The organism is Streptomyces anthophorae (assembly GCF_049310305.1).
GTDB lineage: Bacteria > Actinomycetota > Actinomycetes > Streptomycetales > Streptomycetaceae > Streptomyces.
Genome location: NZ_JBLWQQ010000001.1, coordinates 8,263,786 through 8,280,721, shown reverse-complemented (window position 1 = coordinate 8,280,721; position 16,936 = coordinate 8,263,786). Strand labels below are relative to the sequence as shown.

The window sequence follows — 16,936 nt, the reverse complement described above, 5'->3', positions numbered from 1 at the left end:
CCCTGGCAGACCGAGCCGCCGGAGCGGTTTGACTCAGCGGATCGTGATCAGTGGGCGTTGCCGTTGTTGAAGTGGTACTCGCCGTTGCCGCCCTGGTTGCCGTTCGCGCCGGGGCCGCGGTCGCCGGTGCCGGGCTCGGCGTGGTTGGTCTTGGTGTGCACGATGTCGTAGTACACGTTCGGCTCGTCGGCGTTCGGGACGACGCGGTAGGTGAACGTGTTCTTGTCGAGCTGGGTGATCGGAACGGTGCGCTCGAAGAGCACGTCGCCGTTCGCGTCCTTCGAGTTGATCCAGCGCTCGGAGCCGTCGGGGGCGACGGTCCAGTCACCGTTCATCTTCGGGCTGTCGTCGAGGTTGTACATGGTGTAGGTGCCGTCGGCGTCGAAGTACGCCCAGCCCACGAAGTTCGACACGGCCGGGTCGTCGAGGGCGACGCGGTTGCCGTCCTGGTCGACGGCGCTGGTGGTCTTCCACGGGGTCGAGGCGAGCAGGTCGGACGGAGTCGCGTCCTTCACCGCCGCGGACGCGGACGCCGGTGCGGCAGGCGCCTCGGCGGCCATCGCCGAGACGGGCACCAGGGCGGACACGGCGATCGCGATCGCGGATGCGGTGAGAACGGGACGACGGGTGAGGCGAGTGATGTTCATGTCCTCGACGCTATGGGCGGCACCGGGGCGGGCATGTCATCCGATCGGCTACCGATGGATGCCCTGGATTGCCGATTCGTGGCGCGCTGCCGGCACGCGGAGCACCGTGGAGGCGGGCATGCCGTTCAGTTCATGTGCGTGTCGAACCAGTCGAGCAGCTGCTCGGGGTGTTCGGGGAAGTAGGTGTAGCCGGACCAGCGTGCGGTGCTGCCCTCGATCCAGAACAGCTTCTTGTCGGTGACGGGGATCGCGTCGAAGATCGCCTGTACGTCCTCGGGCCGGGTCAGTACGTCATCGCGGACCTGGGTGATGAAGGTGGGCACCTGGCAGCTCTTCGCGTACTCGATGGGCGACACCTGGTCGATGGTGAAGCTGGTGACCAGCTGAAACGCCCGGTCGAAGTCGTCGATCCGGTCCGCGATGCCCATCGCGCCGAGGGCCTGCCCGGCCATCACGCGCAGGGAGACCGGCTGCGGGTTGACCAGGCAGCGGACGTCCTCGAAGAGTTCGGGGTGGCGGGCCATCGCCACATAGGTGGAGTTGCCTCCCATGCAGCGGCTGAGCAGACCGAGCGTCATACCGGCGGTGTCGGGCCGGGACCTGACGTACGTGAGCGAGCCGGCGACGTCACGGGACTCGAACAGGCCCCAGGTGAAGAGCTCGCCGTTGGCGGCACCGCTGTGGCCGTGGTTGCGGGCGTCGTAGGTCAGGATGTTGTAGCCCGCGTCGTGCAGGGCCTTGTACTCCGGCAGGAAGTTGACCTCGAAGTCGTTGCCGCCGGGGACCATCGACTTCCACGGCTCCAGGTGCGAGGGGAAGCCGTAGCGGCACATGGGCAACGGATGGTTGGCGACGATCAGCTTGTCCGAGCCGGGGGCGGGGATCCACCACGCCTCCAGCGGGGTGCCGTCCAGGGACGGGAAGGTGACGTCCTCGTAAGCCATCCCGTACTCGTCCGGAGTGTGCAGGATCGGGGTCCGGACCGGGTGGGTGAACATCCCGCCGACCAGGCCATTGATCATTTCCGAGGTGTCGGCCATGACAGTTCCACCTTCACTTTCCGCCTCATGGCGAAATCGCCCGATATCCCCCCTTCCTGTAAGGAACCTAGCTTCCGGATTCGGGAGAAGCCACTGGTCAAGGGTGTACTGGCATTGCACCCCTCCGCGCCCCTTCCGCACCCTCTCCACCGGTCGAATCCCCCTAATCTGGCTCCCGTGGACCATGCAGCCGAGACCCGGGCGTTTCTGACCTCCCGCCGCGCCGGAATCAGCCCCCAGGAGGCGGGGCTGCCCGCCCACGGCACACGCCGGGTACCGGGGCTACGGCGCGCCGAGGTCGCCCGGCTCGCCGGGATCAGCGTCGCGTACTACGCCCGCCTTGAGCGCGGCGACCTGTCCGGGGTGTCGGACCAGGTCCTGGACGCCCTTGCGCGGGCGCTGCGGCTGAGCGAGCACGACCACGCCCATCTGGAGGGTCTCGCCCGCGCCGCCAGCACGGGGGCCCGGCGTCGGCGCCGTCCGGCTCCCGCTGCCACGGTGCGCCCGAATGTTCAGCACCTTCTGGACTCCATGACCGGCCCGGCCTTCGTCGTGAACGCCTGTGGTGATGTGCTGGCCGCCAACGCCGTGGGCCGCATCCTCTACGCCCCCATGATCGAGTCTGCCGGGGGCGCCACCCCCAACCACGCCCGGTTCACCTTTCTCGACCCCGACTCCCGCAAGTTCTGGGGCGATTGGGAGAGCGCGGCGGACAACCTCGTCGCCCTCCTGCACGCCCAGGCCGGACGCGATCCGTACGACAAGGCCCTTACGGATCTCATCGCGGACCTGACCACCCACAGCCAGGCGTTCCGCACACGCTGGGCCGGCCATGGCATCCTCCAGTTCCACCAAGGCGCCAAGGCGATCCATCACCCTGATGCCGGCCTCCTCCACCTCTCCTACGAGACACTCGACCTCCCCGGCGACGGCCTGATCCTCTTCACCTACGGCGCCGAGCCCGGCAGCGACTCCGAAGACGCCCTGCGCATCCTGGCGGGCCGCACCGCCGAACCCGACCGCACCCCCGGGCGGGCCGAGCCCTCCCCCGACTAAGGACGAGCAGCGGTCGGCGGCCAGGCGTTCGGCGAGACATTGCCGCGGGGGAACGACGCCTTCAAGAGCGGCGACGCTCGTGGTCATTGCACCTAGACCGTCCCCAGCAGCATCCGCGCCCGTTCCGCCAAGCCGTCGGCCCCGCAGGTTTCCGCGAGGGTGAGGGCGCGGCGGGCCTGGTGGGGGTCGGTCGTGGTCTCGGCCAGGTCGAGGCGGGCGGCGGCCTCCTCGTACGCCGCCGGGGACGCGGCGAGTTCCCGGACCGCCTCCGTGAGCAGGGCGCGTGCCTGTTCCGGTGGTGCCGCGGCGGCCGCGCGGCGCAGGGACTCGCCGACGGCGCTGTGGGTGCCGAGCACGCGCGCGCAGTGCCGCGCGTCGGCGAGCAGGCCGGCGGCGCGGTCGGGTTCGTCGACGGCGACCAGGTCCGCGAGGTCGTAGGGCCAGGGCGCCCATTGCACGTTGCGGCGGCCGCGTTTCGTCGTCGAGGCGGCCGTGCCCTCGAGTTCGGCTTTGGCCTCCTTGGTGCGGCCGAGCGCGAGCAGCAGGCGAGCGCGGACCGAGCGGGCGTCGGGGAGGATCAGGGCGTCCGGGTAGGGCGGGCAGAACCCGTGGTCGTCGGCGAGCTGGTGGGCCTTGTCGACGTGACCGCGGGCGAGCAGGGTGTCGATCAGCAGGCAGAGCGCGTCCCACTGGACGGTGGCCCGGTCGCCGATCCGCCCCGCGAGCCGCAGCCCTTCGCGCAGGTACGCCTCGGCCTCCACGAGACGGCCGCGCCTGCGCTCGACGGCTCCGCACAGGATGTGCGCGAACGCCAGGTGGGCGCCGCTCCAGCCGCCGAGCTCGAAGGTGCGCAACGCCTCGCCGAACAGACCCTCCGCGTCGTGCAGCCGATCGATGTAGGCGAGCGTGATGCCGAGCAGGGCGGGGATCTCGAAGCCCCACTCTGTGTCGGTCCAGCCGAGGCCGGGCGGGAGCCGGCCGTCGACGAGGACTCGGTCGCACAGGTCCGAGATGTGGTCGGCGGGCTCGCCGCGCAGCATCGCGTCGAAAGCGCGCAGGGTCAGCAGGGCGCGCTCGGCGTTGTCGGCGCCGGGCAACGCGTCGGCGAGCAGGACGAGTTGCTCGGAGCGTGCGGGACCTTCGTCCTCCTCGGCGAGGAACGCCTCGTACATGAACCGGGCGGCCAGCAGCCGCAGTTGCTGGGTGCCTGCCGGGGTGACGGCGGCCGCGTCGGCGACGCAGCGCGCCGCGTCCCGCATGGCGTTGCCGTGCGCGAGGGCCTGGGCGAGGCGCAAGGTGGCGTCGATGCGCAACTGCTGTGTCAGGCCGGGCAGTTGGAGGGCGGCGCGCAGGTGCTTGAACGGTGGTGGCGGGCGAGGAGAGCAGGCAGGCGCAGCCGAGTTCGTAGAGCACCTGGGCGCGGTCGACGACGGACGGCGGTTCGCGCAGGGCGCGCTCCAGGCAGCGGCGGGCCGCTTCGGGCGCGCCGACGGCGAGGTGTTCGACGGCGGCCGCGCGCAGCAGGCGGACCGCCTCGTGGTCGTCGTCGGGGTGCACCTCCAGGAGGTGCCGGGAGATCGCCGCGGGTCCGTGACCGCGGCGGGTCAGCGACCAGGCGGCCTGGCCGTGCAGGGCGGTGCGGGTGGCGGGCGGCACGCTGCGGTAGACGGCGGTGCCGACGAGCGGGTGCTGGAAGTCGAGCGGCTCGGAGGGGTCGAGGACCTCGCCGAAGGCGGGCGGGCGCGGGCCGCCCGGCGCCCCGTCGGGCGCCAGGATGCGGGCCTCGCGCAGCAGTTGTACGCACCGGGTGGCCCGCTCCGACGGCAGGCCCGCGAGGCCGGCCGCGGAGGCGAACGTGATGTCGGTGCCGAGGACCGCCGCGGCCCACGCCAACCGGTTGCAGTCCGGGTCGAGTTCGCCGAGCCGGGCCACGATGCCGCCGCCGCGTGCGGTGGTGCCGAAGGCGCGCAGCACCGGGGCGGCGTCCTGCGTCGGGGCGAGCCCGCGGGCGCTGCACTTGGCGAGCAACTCCACGGCCTCGTACGGGTTTCCGGTGGTCACCGCCCACACCTCGCGGCAGAACACGTCGTCGGCCGTTTCACCGAGCACGCCCCGGACCAGGTCGCCGGTGGCCTCCTGGGTGAGGGACTGGAGGGTGACGTGCAGGCGGGCGGCGCCGGCGAGCGCGGCGAGGTTCCCCGCGGCCTCGCGCGAGGTGTCCGCGAGTTCCTCGGGGCGGTGTGCGACGACGAGCAGGACCGGCAGTCCGGCGAGGCGCGGCGCCAGTGAGGCGAGCCAGGTGAGGCTCTCGCCGTCGGCCCAGTGGGCGTCGTCGGCGAGCAGCACGAGGGGCCTCGGTCCGTCCGGGGCGGCGATCCGCTCGCGGGCCAGTTCGGCGAGGAGGGTGTCGAGCGCGTCGCGAACGCCTTGCGGGTCGGCGGGGCGGGAGCCGGGCGCGGCGAGGCCGAGGGCGGGCCCCGCGACGTCGAGGGCGGGACCGTACGCGGCCCGTGGCGCGGCCGGGCCGAGCGCGGGGCCGAGCAGGTGTCGCACGAGGTGGAAGGGCTGATGCGTGGTGGACTCGCCGGACCGGGCCGCGTACACGGTGCAGCGGGTGCGGGCGGCGTCCGCGATCCGGGTGAGCAGGGCGGTCTTCCCGACGCCCGCCTCACCCCGGTAGACGACGACACCGCCGGTGCGCCGCGCACCGCACAGGGCGTCCAACGCCCGTGTCGCGGCGGCCATTTCGAGGTCGCGCTCGAAGAGACGGGGTCCTGGTGGTGAGGCGTCCATGCGGGTCCCTGGGGGTCGCCCTATATGGGCCTGTCCGGGCTTGCGTGGGCTTGTACGGGCTTGCGTGGGCTTGTACGGGCCGCGGTACGTGCCCGGAGAAACGACCCGCGGTATGCGCCCATGGCACCCATGGGCGTTTTGAACGGACTTCGAGGCTAGTACCGGCGCGGTGCGGCGCGGGAGCGGTTCGACCGAGTTTCCTCCTCGCCGTGATACTCGGTTGGACTCCCGGCCCTTCCAGCAGAGGATTGAGCGCGTGACGGAGACGACGGACACAGCGGGCATGAAGGCGTTCCACGAGGCGGTCACCGAATGGGCCGCGGGTGGCCCCGGCGAGCAGGCGCGCGCGTTGTCCGGGAGCCTGCGGGTGCGCCGCGCGGTACTCCTCGAAGGGCTGAGCGATGCCGCCGCGGTCGACGCGCTCGCCGAGCGGCGCGGGCGCGACCTCGCCGCCGAGGGCGTGTGCGTCGTGTCCATGGGCGGCGCGATGAACGTCGGCCGGTACGCCCGGCTGCTCGGACCGACCGGGCTGGGGCTGCGACTGACCGGGCTGTGCGACGAGCGCGAGCGGCGGTACTACGACCGGGCGCTGGGGACGGACACGAACACAGGCACAGGCACGGACACAGGCACGGACACGGACACGGACGCCGTCTTCGTGTGCGTCGCGGATCTGGAGGACGAGTTCATCCGCGCGCTCGGCGTCGTCCGCGTCGAGGAGCTGATCCGGGAGGCCGGCGAGTGGCACCCCTGGCAGACCTTCGCCCGCCAGCCCGCCCAGCAGGACAGGACCACGCACCGCCGCCTGCGCCGCTTTCTCGGCACCAAGGCGGGCCGCAAGATCCGCTACGGGCGGCTGCTGACGGAGGCGGCCTGTGACGCCGGGCGCGTGCCCGCGCCCTTGGAGGAGCTGTTCGCGCAGTTGTAGGAGTCGCACGGCGCCGCCCACGGCAGGTGCGCCGGGAGATCCCCGCGCGGCGGCCGAAGTTAATCTTTGCCGCATGCAGTCCTACACAATCGGCCAGGCCGCACGGCTGCTCGGCGTCAGCCCCGACACCGCGCGGCGGTGGGCGGACGCCGGGCGGATCACCACGGAGCGCGACGCGAGCGGGCGCCGGGTCGTCCAGGGCAAGGATCTCGCGGCGTTCTCCGTGGAACTGGCCGCGGGCGACGACGCCGACGACCACCCCTCGTACACCTCGGTTCGCAACGCGTTCCCCGGCATCGTCACCGCCGTGAAGCTCGGCGACGTCGCCGCCCAGGTGGAGATCCAGGCGGGGCCGCACCGGCTGGTCTCGCTGCTCACGCGGGAGGCGGTGGAGGAGCTCGGCCTGGAGGTCGGCATGGAGGCCACGGCCCGCGTGAAGTCGACGAATGTCCATGTCGACCGCACCTGACCTCTCCCCTGCCGCGCCCGTACGAACGCACATGCACCCCCATACCGCCCCCCTGCCGGGATCATGCGAACCCACAGGGGACTTCCGCCTGGCAGGTGCGGCAGTATGGTCGCCGTAAGCGTTCCAGGACACAGCAGGGGAGCTGAACCGTGACAACCCGTTCCGCGCGCAGGACCACCACCCGCCGCATGCTCCAGGTGACCGGCATCGGGGCGGTGGCCGTGCTGACGCTCAGCGCGTGCGGATCGTCCGACACGGACTCGTCCGGTTCCCCCTCCAGCGGCGGCTCCGGCGGCAAGAAGCTGTCCGGGACGGTGAACGTGTTCGCCGCCGCCTCCCTCAAGGAGAGCTTCACGAAGCTGGGCAAGCAGTTCGAGAAGGAGCACCCCGGGACCAAGGTCACCTTCAACTTCGGCGGCAGCGACAGCCTCGCCGCGGGCATCACCGGCGGCGCACCCGCCGATGTGTTCGCGGCCGCGAGCCCGAAGACGATGAAGACGGTGACCGACGCCGGTGACGCCGAGGGCACGCCGAGCACCTTCGTCCGCAACCAGCTGGAGATCGCCACCCTCCCCGGCAACCCGCACAAGGTGTCCTCTTTGAAGGACCTCACGAAGCCCGGCGAGAAGGTCGTGCTGTGTGCGAAGGAGGTGCCGTGCGGTGCCGCCGCGCAGACCGCCCTCGCCGCGAGCAGCCTCAAGCTCACCCCGGTCTCGTACGAGCAGGACGTGAAGAGCGCCCTGACGAAGGTGGAGCTGAAGGAGGCGGACGCGGCGGTCGTGTACAAGACCGATGTGCACGCGGCGGGTGACAAGGTGGAGGGCGTGGAATTCCCCGAGTCCAAGGACGCCATCAACGACTACCCGATCGCCCCGCTGAAGAAGGCGCCGAACGCCGCGGCGGGCAAGGCGTTCATCGAGCTGGTCAAGTCGGCCGACGGGCAGAAGGCGCTGACCGATGCCGGGTTCCTGAAGCCGTGACCGTGGCGGCACAGGACACCGTGGAGGGCGGGTCGCGGCGGCGCCGTGGCCGCATCCCTCCGCTGCCCCTGCTGGTACCCGCGCTCGTGGGCCTGGCGTTCCTCGTGGTGCCGCTGGTCGCACTGCTCGTACGGGCCCCGTGGGCGCAGCTGCCCGAGCAGCTGACCAGTCCCGAGGTGTGGCAGGCGCTCCAACTGTCACTGGTGTGCGCCACGTTGGCGACGCTGGTGAGCCTGGTGCTCGGGGTGCCGCTGGCGTGGCTGCTGGCACGTACGGAGTTCCCGGGGCGCGGTCTCGTGCGAGCCCTGGTGACGCTGCCGCTGGTGCTGCCGCCCGTGGTGGGCGGCGTCGCGCTGCTCACGGCGCTCGGCAGGAACGGTGTCGTCGGGCAGTACCTGGACCAGTGGTTCGGGATCACGCTGCCGTTCACCACGACGGGTGTCGTGATCGCGGAGGCGTTCGTGGCGATGCCGTTCCTCGTGATCAGCGTCGAGGGCACGCTGCGGGCGGCCGACCCGCGCTACGAGGAGGCGGCGACGACACTCGGCGCCTCCCGGTTCACCGCGTTCCGGCGGGTGACACTGCCGCTGATCGCACCCGGTATCGCGGCCGGCGCGGTGCTCGCGTGGGCGCGGGCGCTCGGCGAGTTCGGCGCGACGATCACCTTCGCCGGCAACTTCCCCGGCCGCACCCAGACCATGCCGCTCGCCGTCTACCTCGCCATGCAGAGCGATCCGGCGGCGGCGATCTCCCTCAGCCTGGTGCTGCTGGCCGTGTCGATCACGGTCCTCGCAGGGCTGCGCGACCGCTGGATGACCGCCTCATGACCGACCTTCAGAAGACGGTGGCCCCCAAGGACGTGACGGGGGCCGGCCTCGACGCCCACCTCGTCGTGGACCGCGGCGACTTCCGGCTCGACGTCGCGCTCACCGCCGAACCCGGTGACGTCGTCGCGCTGCTCGGCCCGAACGGGGCAGGGAAGACGACCGCGCTGCGCGCCCTGGCGGGCCTGACACCGCTGGACGCCGGGCACTTGACGCTGGACGGAGCGGCGCTCGACGGTACGCCGCCCGAGTCCCGCCCGGTGGGCGTGGTGTTCCAGGACTACCTCCTCTTTCCGCACCTGACCGCGCTCGACAACGTGGCCTTCGGGCCGCGCTGCCAGGGCGCCACGAAGGCCGAGTCCCGTACGCGGGCGCAGGGCTGGCTCGACCGGATGGGCCTCGCGGAGCACGCCGGAGCGAAGCCGCGCCGCCTGTCCGGCGGCCAGGCCCAGCGCGTCGCACTCGCCCGCGCCCTCGCCACTCAGCCGCGGCTGCTGCTCCTCGACGAGCCGCTCGCCGCGCTCGACGCCCGCACCCGCCTGGACGTACGGGCCCAACTCCGCCGCCACCTCGCCGAGTTCGAGGCGGTCGCGGTCCTGGTCACGCACGACCCGCTGGACGCGATGGTGCTCGCCGACCGGCTCGTCGTCATCGAGCACGGCAGCGTCGTCCAGGAGGGCGCACCGTCGGACGTCGCACGCCGCCCGCGCACGGACTACATCGCACAACTCGTCGGCCTGAACCTGTACCGGGGCCGGGCGGAGGGCCACACCGTCCACGTGGACGAGGACGGACCCGCGATCACGACGACGGAGCACCTGTCCGGCCCGGTCTTCGTCGCGTTCCCGCCGAGCGCGGTGACCTTGCACCGGGAGCGGCCCACGGGCTCCAGCGCGCGCAACCTGTGGCGCTGCGAGGTGAGCGGCATGGAGACACACGGCGACCAGATCCGCGCGGCCCTGTCCGGCGAGCTTCCGCTGGCCGCGGATCTCACGACGGTGGCGGCGGCGGAGCTGGGGCTGCACCTCGGGGCGGAGGTGTGGGCGACGGTGAAGGCGACGCAGACGCATGCGTATCCGGCGTAGCCACTCCAGCCCCGCCTTTCGGACGAGAGCCAGCGGGGTCCGGGGCAGCGCCCCGCATCCCGAGCCCCGGACCACCGGACATGGGCCATCACACGAGACCGCCCGCCCGAAATATGAGACACCCTCCACCGGTCCCCCGGCGGAGCCTAAAGTGGCGCACATGTTCGGACCCGCTCGTCACCTGGCTCTCGCGCTCTTCGCGGCCACGACGTGGAGTGTCGACGACGCGCTCTGTCGTCGCTGACGTTCTCCCACCGCGCCCGAACAACTCCCACTCCACCTGCCGGAGATCTGCCGTGACCACCGCTCCCCCCGCCGGGGCGCCGCCGCGCGTCGCCCTGCTCACCCCCTCCCCGACCTCCTCGCCCGCCCCGGTCGCCGAGGCCGCGCCGCCCACCCGGTGGGGGCCGCTCGTCGGCTCCGGGATCATCGGCGCGGCGCTCGCCGTCTACGTGTTCGTGCAGCACGGCGCCAAGCCGGGCGTCCTGCTGCTGCTCGGCCTCGGGCTCGGCTTCGCGCTGTTCCACTCGCGGTTCGGTTTCACCTCCGCCTGGCGGCAGCTCGTGGCCGTCGGCAACGGCACCGGGCTGCGGGCGCACACCCTGCTGCTCGGCAGCACGGCGACGCTCTTCGCGCTGATCATCGGCACCGGCACCGGGCTGTTCGGTTCGGTGCCCGCGCCGAGCGCCGGGCCGATCGGCATCGGGCTCATCGTCGGCTCGTTCGTCTTCGCGGTCGGCATGCAGCTCGGTGGCGCCTGCGCCTCCGGAACCCTGTTCGCCGTCGGCTCGGGGCAGACCTCGATCGTGCTCACGCTCTTCGGGTTCATCGTCGGTTCGACCCTCGCCGCGTGGCAGTTCGGGCTCTGGGGCGATCTGCCCGCGCTCGACCCGTACCTGCTGTCCGACCACGTCGGCTGGTTCGGCTCCTGGGCGATCACCATCGTCGTGCTCGCCGCCATCTGGTTCGTCGCGCGCGCCGTGCAGGCCCGCCGCAATCCCCCGCCGGTCGGCACCCCGCCGTCGGCGAAGGGCACCCTGCTGCGTACGGTCCGGGGCTCCTGGCCGCTGGCGGCGGGCGCGGTCGTGCTCGCCGTGCTCGGCGCGGGCGTGCTGCTCGTGTCCGGCGGCGCGTGGGGCGTGACCAGCGCGTTCTCGCTGTGGGGCTCGAAGGTGGTGGGCGCGCTCGGCGGGTCCCCCGAGACCTGGGCGTTCTGGCAGCAGCCCGGCAGCGCCGAGCAGTTGGCGGGCCCGGTCCTCGCCGACAAGACGAGCCTGACCGACATCGGCATCATGGTCGGCGCGGCGGTCGCCGCCGCGGCGGGCGGCGTGTGGAAGCTGCACCGGGGCATCCCCGCCCGTACGGCCGTCGCCGCGGTCCTCGGCGGCATCCTGATGGGCATCGGCGCGCGCCTCGCGGGCGGCTGCAACATCGGCGCGTACCTCGCGGGCATCGTCTCCGGTTCGCTGCACGGCTGGATCTGGGGCGCCGTCGCCATCCTCGGCACGTGGGCGGGTCTGCGGCTGCGCCCGCTGTTCGGCCTCGGCAACCCGAAGCCGTCGGACAGCGTCTGCTGATCCCGTAGGACCGTCAGAAAACAGTCAGCAAGAGGAAAGCGGGTCCAGGGGAGCGTGCTCCCCTGGACCCGCTTTCGTACGTGCGTCAGCGCGCCATCAGGGCGAAGACTCCCCAGCCGAGATGTTCGCGCTGGTAGCGCGTGTAGCGGGCGGGCTCGGTGGTGAGCTCGGCCCGTACCTCGGCGGCCAGTTCGTCACCGGGGTTCTCGTCGAGCCAGCGGCGCATGTTGAGCCACTGCGCCGCCTGGTACCGGTCCCAGCTGTCCTGGTCGGCCAGCACCATTTCCACGACGTCGTACCCGAGGTCGCCGAAGCTCTCGATCAGCTCCGGCAGCGGCAGGAAGTCGTCCTTGGTGGTGGCATGGCAGGCCTTGGCGGTCTCCTCGTCCGGCACCTCGCGGCGCCAGTACGGCTCGCCGATGAGCATCAGGCCGCCGGGGCGCAGGCTCTGGGCGAGGAGGTCGACGGTGCCGGGCACGCCGTTCCCGATCCAGGTCGCGCCGACGCACGCGGCGAGATCGACCGGCTCGTCCGCGACATGCCCGCAGGCGTCGCCGTGGACGAAGGAGACCCGGTCGGCGACACCGAGTTCGGCGGCGCGGGCGCGGGCCTCCTCGGTGAACACCGTGCTGATGTCCACTCCGGTCCCGGTGACCTGATGGTCGCGGGCCCAGGTGCACAGCATCTCGCCCGAACCGCTGGCGAGGTCGAGCACGCGGGTCCCGGGCGCCAGGCGCAGCGCCCGTCCCAGGTCGGCGAGCTTGCCCGGGGTGAACGGGTTGTGGATGCGGTGGCTACGTTCGCGAATGCTGAAGATGCGTGGCAGATCCACGAGGGGTGTTCCTTACGTTCGATGAGGTCAGGACTTCCGCGAAGGACAGTCGACCGGAGTCGACCGCCGTAGCTCGGACCGTCATCAAGCACACCTCATTGGATCGTCCGGAACATCTGGAACGCGTGGATCGCGAACCCGGTCACCGTAGGCACTCCGGCTCCGCGGCTCCACCGAATTACGCGCCTGCCCCCTCGCCGAGCAGCCCCTCCAACGCCGCCACCGCATGCTCGCGGTGCCCGTCCAGCAGCCGCACCGCGTCCTCCGTGCGCCCCTCGCGCAGCGCGTCGAGCACCGCCCGGTGTTCGACGAGGACGTGCTCGCGGCTGACCGAGTCCGCGTAGTAGAGGGAGCGGTAGGCGTCGGTGGCGTCCCACAGGGTGGCGATGAGGCCCACCAGGCGGTGCATGCCGGACGCCTCGAAGAGGACGAAGTGGAATCTGCGGTTGGCGTCCGCCATCGCCGCGACGTCCGCGGCGGCGGCCTGCGCCTCCACCTCCTCCTGGGCCTCCTCCAGGGCGTCGAGGACGGCGCCGCCCGCGCGCACCGCCTCGCGTACGGCCTCGGCCTCCAGGATCTCCCGGATGCGGTACACCTCGCGCAGCTCGGCCAGGGACAGCTCGGCCACGAAGTAGCCGCGGTGCGCGTGGTGGACGACGAGGGACTGGCCCTCCAGCGTCTTGAGCGCCTCGCGCAGTGGCACCCGGCTCACGCCCAGCCGTTCGGCGAGGGCGTCCTGCCGGATCGGCATGCCCGGCTTGATCTCACCGCTGGTGATGGCGCGGCGCAGCTCCTCGAGGACGAACTGCTGCGCCGTGGGGGGCCGCCGCCTGCTCGCGGGCGTGGTCATGGCGGCTCCTTGTCCTCTCTGCCGGGCGTCGGCAGCACGTGGTGAACGGCGCCCATCCTACGGAGCGTCACTGACATCGCCCGCCTCACCTGCGGCGGAAATCCCCGAGAGCCCCAGCTCGGCGAGGATCTGCTCGGTGTGCTCGCCGAGGCGCGGCGGAGCCGTGACGTACGCGGCGGGGGCCGCGCTGAGCCGGATCGGGTTGGCGACCTGGGCAGCGGGGGTCTCGCGGTTCGGGTCGTCGATGTCGACGCGGGGGGCGAGGCCGAGCCGTTCCGCGAAGGCGAAGGCCTCGCCCAGGTCGTTGATCGGGCCGCAGGGCACGCCGACGGCGGTCAGCGTCTCGAACCACTCGTCGGCCCCGCGCTCGCGAAGCCGTTCCGTGAGTTCGGCGAGGAGTTCGTCGCGGTGCGCCACGCGCGCGGTGTTGCTCGCGAAGCGCGGGTCGTCGGCGAGCGCGGGCACCCCCAGCTCGGCGCACAGCGAGCCGAACTGCCGGTCGTTGCCGACGGCGAGCGCCAGCGGCCGGTCCTTGGCGTCCAACACCTCGTACGGGGCGATGCTGGGGTGCTTGTTGCCCATCGCGTGGGGCACCACTCCCCCGGCGACATGGGCGGAGGCCTGGTTGGTGAGCGCGGAGAGCAGCGAGGTGAGCAGGGAGACCTCGACCCTCTGCCCCTCGCCGGTGCGCTCGCGGTAGCGCAGCGCCGCCATGACGCCGAGCCCCGCGTGCATCCCCGTGATGACGTCGACGAGCGCGACACCCGCCTTGGTGCCCTGGCCGCCGGGCTCCCCGGTGACGCTCATCAGTCCGCCCATGGCCTGTACGAGGAGGTCGTAGCCGGGCAGCGCGGCGCCCTCGGCGGTGCCGAACCCGGTGACCGAGCAGTACACGAGGCCCGGGTTGAGCGCGCTCAGCTCCTCGTAGCCGAGGCCGAGCCTGTCCATGGTGCCGGGCCGGAAGTTCTCGACGAGGACGTCGGCGCGGGCGGCGATGGCGCGGGCTGCCTCACGGCCGGACTCCTCGGTGAGGTCGAGGGCGACGGAGCGCTTGTTGCGGTTGACGCCGAGGAAGTAGGTGGCCTCGCCGTCGGCGAACGGCGGACCCCAGGAACGGGTCTCGTCGCCGGCTCCCGGGCGCTCGACCTTGATGACCTCCGCGCCGAGGTCGGCGAGGAGCATCGTGAGGTACGGGGCCGCGAGGACCCGGCCGAAGTCGGCGACGACGAGCCCCGAGAGGGCTCCCTGGGCGACGGGCCTTGTGGCCGGCATACGGCTCTCCTTGTGGAACCTTGGTGGAACCTTGGCAAGCGGTGGGCGTGCGGCTACGATCCGAGGACCTGAAGAAGTTGGATCCAAAATCCGATATCCGCACCCTAGCGTTACCTCATGCACTTGTCAGCAGCCAAGGAGCCCGCGATGCCGTCGTCCTCAACTCCCCTCCACCCCTTCGACCTTGTCGACATCGACGGCATGCTGAGCGACGAGGAGCGCGCCATCCGCGACACCGTGCGCACCATGGGCGAGCGCGAGCTGCGCCCGAAGGTGGCCGAGTGGTTCGAGGCCGGCGCCATCCCCGCCCGCGAGCTCGCCCGCGAGCTGGGCGGCCTCGGCGTCCTCGGCATGCACCTGGAGGGCTACGGCTGCGCGGGCACCAGCGCCGTCTCGTACGGGCTCGCCTGCATGGAGCTGGAGGCGGTCGACTCGGGCCTGCGCAGCCTCGTCTCCGTACAGGGTTCGCTCGCGATGTACGCGATCTGGAAGTACGGCTCCGAGGAGCAGAAGCAGCAGTGGCTGCCGGGCATGGCGGCGGGCGAGAAGATCGGCTGCTTCGGCCTCACCGAGCCCGACGCGGGCTCCGACCCCGGCTCGATGCGTACGAACGCCAAGCGCGACGGTTCGGACTGGGTCCTCAACGGCACCAAGATGTGGATCACCAACGGTTCGGTGGCGGACGTCGCCGTCGTCTGGGCCCGCACCGAGGAGGGTGTGCGCGGCTTCGTCGTGCCGACCGACACCCCCGGCTTCTCCGCGCCGGAGATCAAGCGCAAGCTCTCGCTGCGCGCCAGCGTCACCAGCGAGCTGGTCCTGGAGGACGTACGCCTGCCCGCCGACGCGATGCTGCCGAACGCGCGCGGCCTGTCGGGCCCGCTCGGCTGCCTCAACGAGGCCCGCTTCGGGATCGTGTTCGGCGCGATCGGCGCCGCCCGCGACTGCCTGGAGGCGGCGATCTCCTACGCCGGTGACCGCACGGTCTTCGAGCGCCCCCTGGCCTCGTACCAGCTCACCCAGCAGAAGCTCGCCGACATGACCCTCGAACTCGACAAGGGCATGCTGCTCGCGCTGCGTCTCGGCCGGCTCAAGGACGAGGGCCGCGGCACGCCGGAGCAGATCAGCGTCGGCAAGCTCAACAACGTGCGCGAGGCCATCAAGATCGCCCGCGAGTGCCGCACGATCCTCGGCGCGAACGGCATCACCCTCGAATACCCGGTGCTGCGGCACGCCAACAACCTGGAGTCGGTGCTGACCTACGAGGGCACGAGCGAGGTCCACTCGCTGGTCATCGGCAAGACCCTGACGGGGCTTCCGGCCTTCCGCTGAGTTCCCACGTCACCTCGCCGTCGTGCCACTCGTCCGTGGGCGCCAGCCCGCAGGCGGTGGCGACGGCGGCGGAGGCGTGGTGCTCGGGGTGGATGTGCGCGACGAACGTCCCGACGCCCCGCTCCCCGAGCCATGCGACGAGCGCCCGCGCGGCCTCGGTGGCGATCCCCCGCCCCTGCCACGGCGTGCCCACGACCCACGCGATCTCCGCGACGCGGTCCCCGCCGACCGTGGCCTGCACCGTGCCCACCAGGCGCTCCTCGACCCGGAGTTGGACCACCCAGTTGAGCCAGGCGACGTCCGGGTCCGGTGAGCCCGCGAGCATCCTCCGATAGCGCGCCCGCAGTTCACCGACCGTGTCCGGCGCCCCGCCGATGAAGGTGTGCAGCGCCGGGTCGGCGAGCACCTCGGCCATCTCCTCGGCGTGCTCGACGCGCAACGGCACCATGGCCAGCCGGCCGGTGGTGAAGGCGGACACCTCGTTCACGCACACTCCTCGCACTCCGGTTGCGGCAAAACAGCAGGGCATCGGGGCAACAGGCCCGCCGCCTAGGCAAGTTGCTCCGCCAACAGGAAACCACCGATCGCGATCATCATGACCCCGGACACCCGTGTCACGGCCCGGGCCGCCGTGGGCCGCGTCTTCAGGACGGTGCGCGCCAGCACGCCGACGCCGAGGTAGACGACGGCGCAGGCGGTCATGTGGAGGGTGCCGAGCACCCCGGTCTGCACGGCCACCGGCCAGCCCGTCGCCGGGTGGATGAACTGCGGGAAGAGGGAGAGGTACAGCAGCAGCGCCTTGGGGTTGAGGCCGCTGATGCCGATGCCCTTGAGCATGACCTGGCGGCGGGAGGCTCCGACGGGCTCCTCGGCGGCGGTCAGCACGGCGGGCTGCCGCAGCACGTTGCAGCCGAGCCACACCAGGTAGCAGGCCCCGGCGACGGTCAGCGCCGTGAGCAGGGTCGCCGAACTCGCCACGAGCACCGCCAGGCCCGCGACGGCGAGCAGCGTGTATCCCACGTAGCCGGTTATCAGCCCGGCCACCGCCGGGACGACCGAGCGGTCCCGCAGTCCGGCCGAGATCGCGTAGGCCCAGTCCGCGCCCGGTGTGAACACCAGCAGAAGGTCCACGGCCAGAAATGCCGCCAGCGTGGTCGTGTCCATGTGTCGTCGATCCCTCTCACGTGCAGTTGTACGCGAGGAAGGCTAGGCGGATTCCGCCCGAAGGTGTTCCCTTCTTTACTCCACTACCGG

General features: G+C 72.0%; 15 protein-coding genes and 1 pseudogene. 8 read left to right on the top strand and 8 right to left on the bottom strand.

Annotated features, from left to right (window positions below):
- Nucleotides 1-47: 47 nt before the first annotated feature.
- Both ACNYS0_RS37675 and ACNYS0_RS37670 read right to left on the bottom strand, forming a co-directional pair.
- Nucleotides 48-647 (bottom strand): DUF4822 domain-containing protein, encoded by a 600-nt coding sequence (locus tag ACNYS0_RS37675; protein ID WP_422480475.1) that lies wholly within the window; start codon nucleotides 645-647, stop codon nucleotides 48-50.
- Between the two features lie 125 nt (nucleotides 648-772).
- On the bottom strand, nucleotides 773-1,687 hold the full coding sequence (locus ACNYS0_RS37670; protein WP_422480473.1) for an alpha/beta hydrolase family protein: 915 nt from the start codon (nucleotides 1,685-1,687) through the stop codon (nucleotides 773-775).
- Nucleotides 1,688-1,864: 177 nt separating this feature from the next.
- Here ACNYS0_RS37670 and ACNYS0_RS37665 point away from each other — a divergent pair, with 177 nt between their 5' ends.
- Entirely contained in the window at nucleotides 1,865-2,743 is an 879-nt protein-coding gene (locus tag ACNYS0_RS37665; protein WP_422480471.1) for a helix-turn-helix transcriptional regulator, read from the top strand.
- Between the two features lie 92 nt (nucleotides 2,744-2,835).
- Here ACNYS0_RS37665 and ACNYS0_RS37660 read toward each other — a convergent pair.
- A pseudogene (locus tag ACNYS0_RS37660) lies at nucleotides 2,836-5,536 on the bottom strand (ATP-binding protein).
- 283 nt (nucleotides 5,537-5,819) lie between these two features.
- On the opposite strand from ACNYS0_RS37660, the gene ACNYS0_RS37655 reads away from it, so the two are divergent.
- The 6 genes from ACNYS0_RS37655 to ACNYS0_RS37630 all read left to right on the top strand — a co-directional run bounded on the left by ACNYS0_RS37655 (nucleotide 5,820) and on the right by ACNYS0_RS37630 (nucleotide 11,399).
- Nucleotides 5,820-6,464 (top strand): TOPRIM nucleotidyl transferase/hydrolase domain-containing protein, encoded by a 645-nt coding sequence (locus tag ACNYS0_RS37655; RefSeq protein ID WP_422482877.1) that lies wholly within the window; start codon nucleotides 5,820-5,822, stop codon nucleotides 6,462-6,464.
- A 73-nt stretch (nucleotides 6,465-6,537) separates the two neighbouring features.
- A complete protein-coding gene (locus tag ACNYS0_RS37650) occupies nucleotides 6,538-6,933 on the top strand; it encodes a TOBE domain-containing protein (protein WP_422429451.1) in 396 nt (131 codons plus the stop codon).
- A gap of 149 nt (nucleotides 6,934-7,082) precedes the next feature.
- Nucleotides 7,083-7,913: a molybdate ABC transporter substrate-binding protein gene (modA, locus tag ACNYS0_RS37645; RefSeq protein ID WP_422480469.1), complete on the top strand. Its 831-nt coding sequence runs from the start codon at nucleotides 7,083-7,085 to the stop codon at nucleotides 7,911-7,913.
- The gene (gene modB / locus ACNYS0_RS37640) at nucleotides 7,910-8,740 is read left to right on the top strand and encodes a molybdate ABC transporter permease subunit (RefSeq protein WP_422480467.1); all 831 of its coding nucleotides are present in this window, start codon (nucleotides 7,910-7,912) and stop codon (nucleotides 8,738-8,740) included. Before modA ends, modB begins: the two co-directional genes overlap by 4 nt.
- Nucleotides 8,737-9,822, top strand: coding sequence for an ABC transporter ATP-binding protein (locus tag ACNYS0_RS37635; RefSeq protein WP_422480465.1), 1,086 nt, complete (start codon nucleotides 8,737-8,739; stop codon nucleotides 9,820-9,822). The genes modB and ACNYS0_RS37635 overlap by 4 nt, the downstream gene beginning before the upstream one ends.
- A 296-nt stretch (nucleotides 9,823-10,118) precedes the next feature.
- The gene (locus ACNYS0_RS37630) at nucleotides 10,119-11,399 is read left to right on the top strand and encodes a YeeE/YedE family protein (protein ID WP_422480463.1); all 1,281 of its coding nucleotides are present in this window, start codon (nucleotides 10,119-10,121) and stop codon (nucleotides 11,397-11,399) included.
- 85 nt (nucleotides 11,400-11,484) lie between these two features.
- On the opposite strand, the gene ACNYS0_RS37625 is transcribed toward ACNYS0_RS37630, so the two are convergent.
- From ACNYS0_RS37625 to ACNYS0_RS37615, 3 genes are all read right to left on the bottom strand, one after another.
- Nucleotides 11,485-12,231, bottom strand: coding sequence for an SAM-dependent methyltransferase (locus tag ACNYS0_RS37625; protein ID WP_422480461.1), 747 nt, complete (start codon nucleotides 12,229-12,231; stop codon nucleotides 11,485-11,487).
- A 178-nt stretch (nucleotides 12,232-12,409) separates the two neighbouring features.
- Nucleotides 12,410-13,081 carry a GntR family transcriptional regulator gene (locus ACNYS0_RS37620; RefSeq protein WP_422480459.1) on the bottom strand — a complete coding sequence of 224 codons (672 nt, stop codon included), beginning with the start codon at nucleotides 13,079-13,081 and terminating at the stop codon, nucleotides 12,410-12,412.
- Between the two features lie 57 nt (nucleotides 13,082-13,138).
- Complete coding sequence (locus tag ACNYS0_RS37615; protein WP_422480457.1) at nucleotides 13,139-14,353, bottom strand: CaiB/BaiF CoA transferase family protein; 1,215 nt, start codon at nucleotides 14,351-14,353, stop codon at nucleotides 13,139-13,141.
- 147 nt (nucleotides 14,354-14,500) lie between these two features.
- Here ACNYS0_RS37615 and ACNYS0_RS37610 point away from each other — a divergent pair, with 147 nt between their 5' ends.
- On the top strand, nucleotides 14,501-15,682 hold the full coding sequence (locus tag ACNYS0_RS37610) for an acyl-CoA dehydrogenase family protein (protein WP_426883769.1): 1,182 nt from the start codon (nucleotides 14,501-14,503) through the stop codon (nucleotides 15,680-15,682).
- On the opposite strand, the gene ACNYS0_RS37605 is transcribed toward ACNYS0_RS37610, so the two are convergent.
- Both ACNYS0_RS37605 and ACNYS0_RS37600 read right to left on the bottom strand, forming a co-directional pair.
- Nucleotides 15,642-16,130 carry a GNAT family N-acetyltransferase gene (locus ACNYS0_RS37605; protein ID WP_422482876.1) on the bottom strand — a complete coding sequence of 163 codons (489 nt, stop codon included), beginning with the start codon at nucleotides 16,128-16,130 and terminating at the stop codon, nucleotides 15,642-15,644. The genes ACNYS0_RS37610 and ACNYS0_RS37605 overlap by 41 nt on opposite strands.
- A 101-nt stretch (nucleotides 16,131-16,231) precedes the next feature.
- Nucleotides 16,232-16,846 (bottom strand): LysE family translocator, encoded by a 615-nt coding sequence (locus ACNYS0_RS37600; RefSeq protein ID WP_422480453.1) that lies wholly within the window; start codon nucleotides 16,844-16,846, stop codon nucleotides 16,232-16,234.
- Nucleotides 16,847-16,936 lie beyond the last annotated feature (90 nt).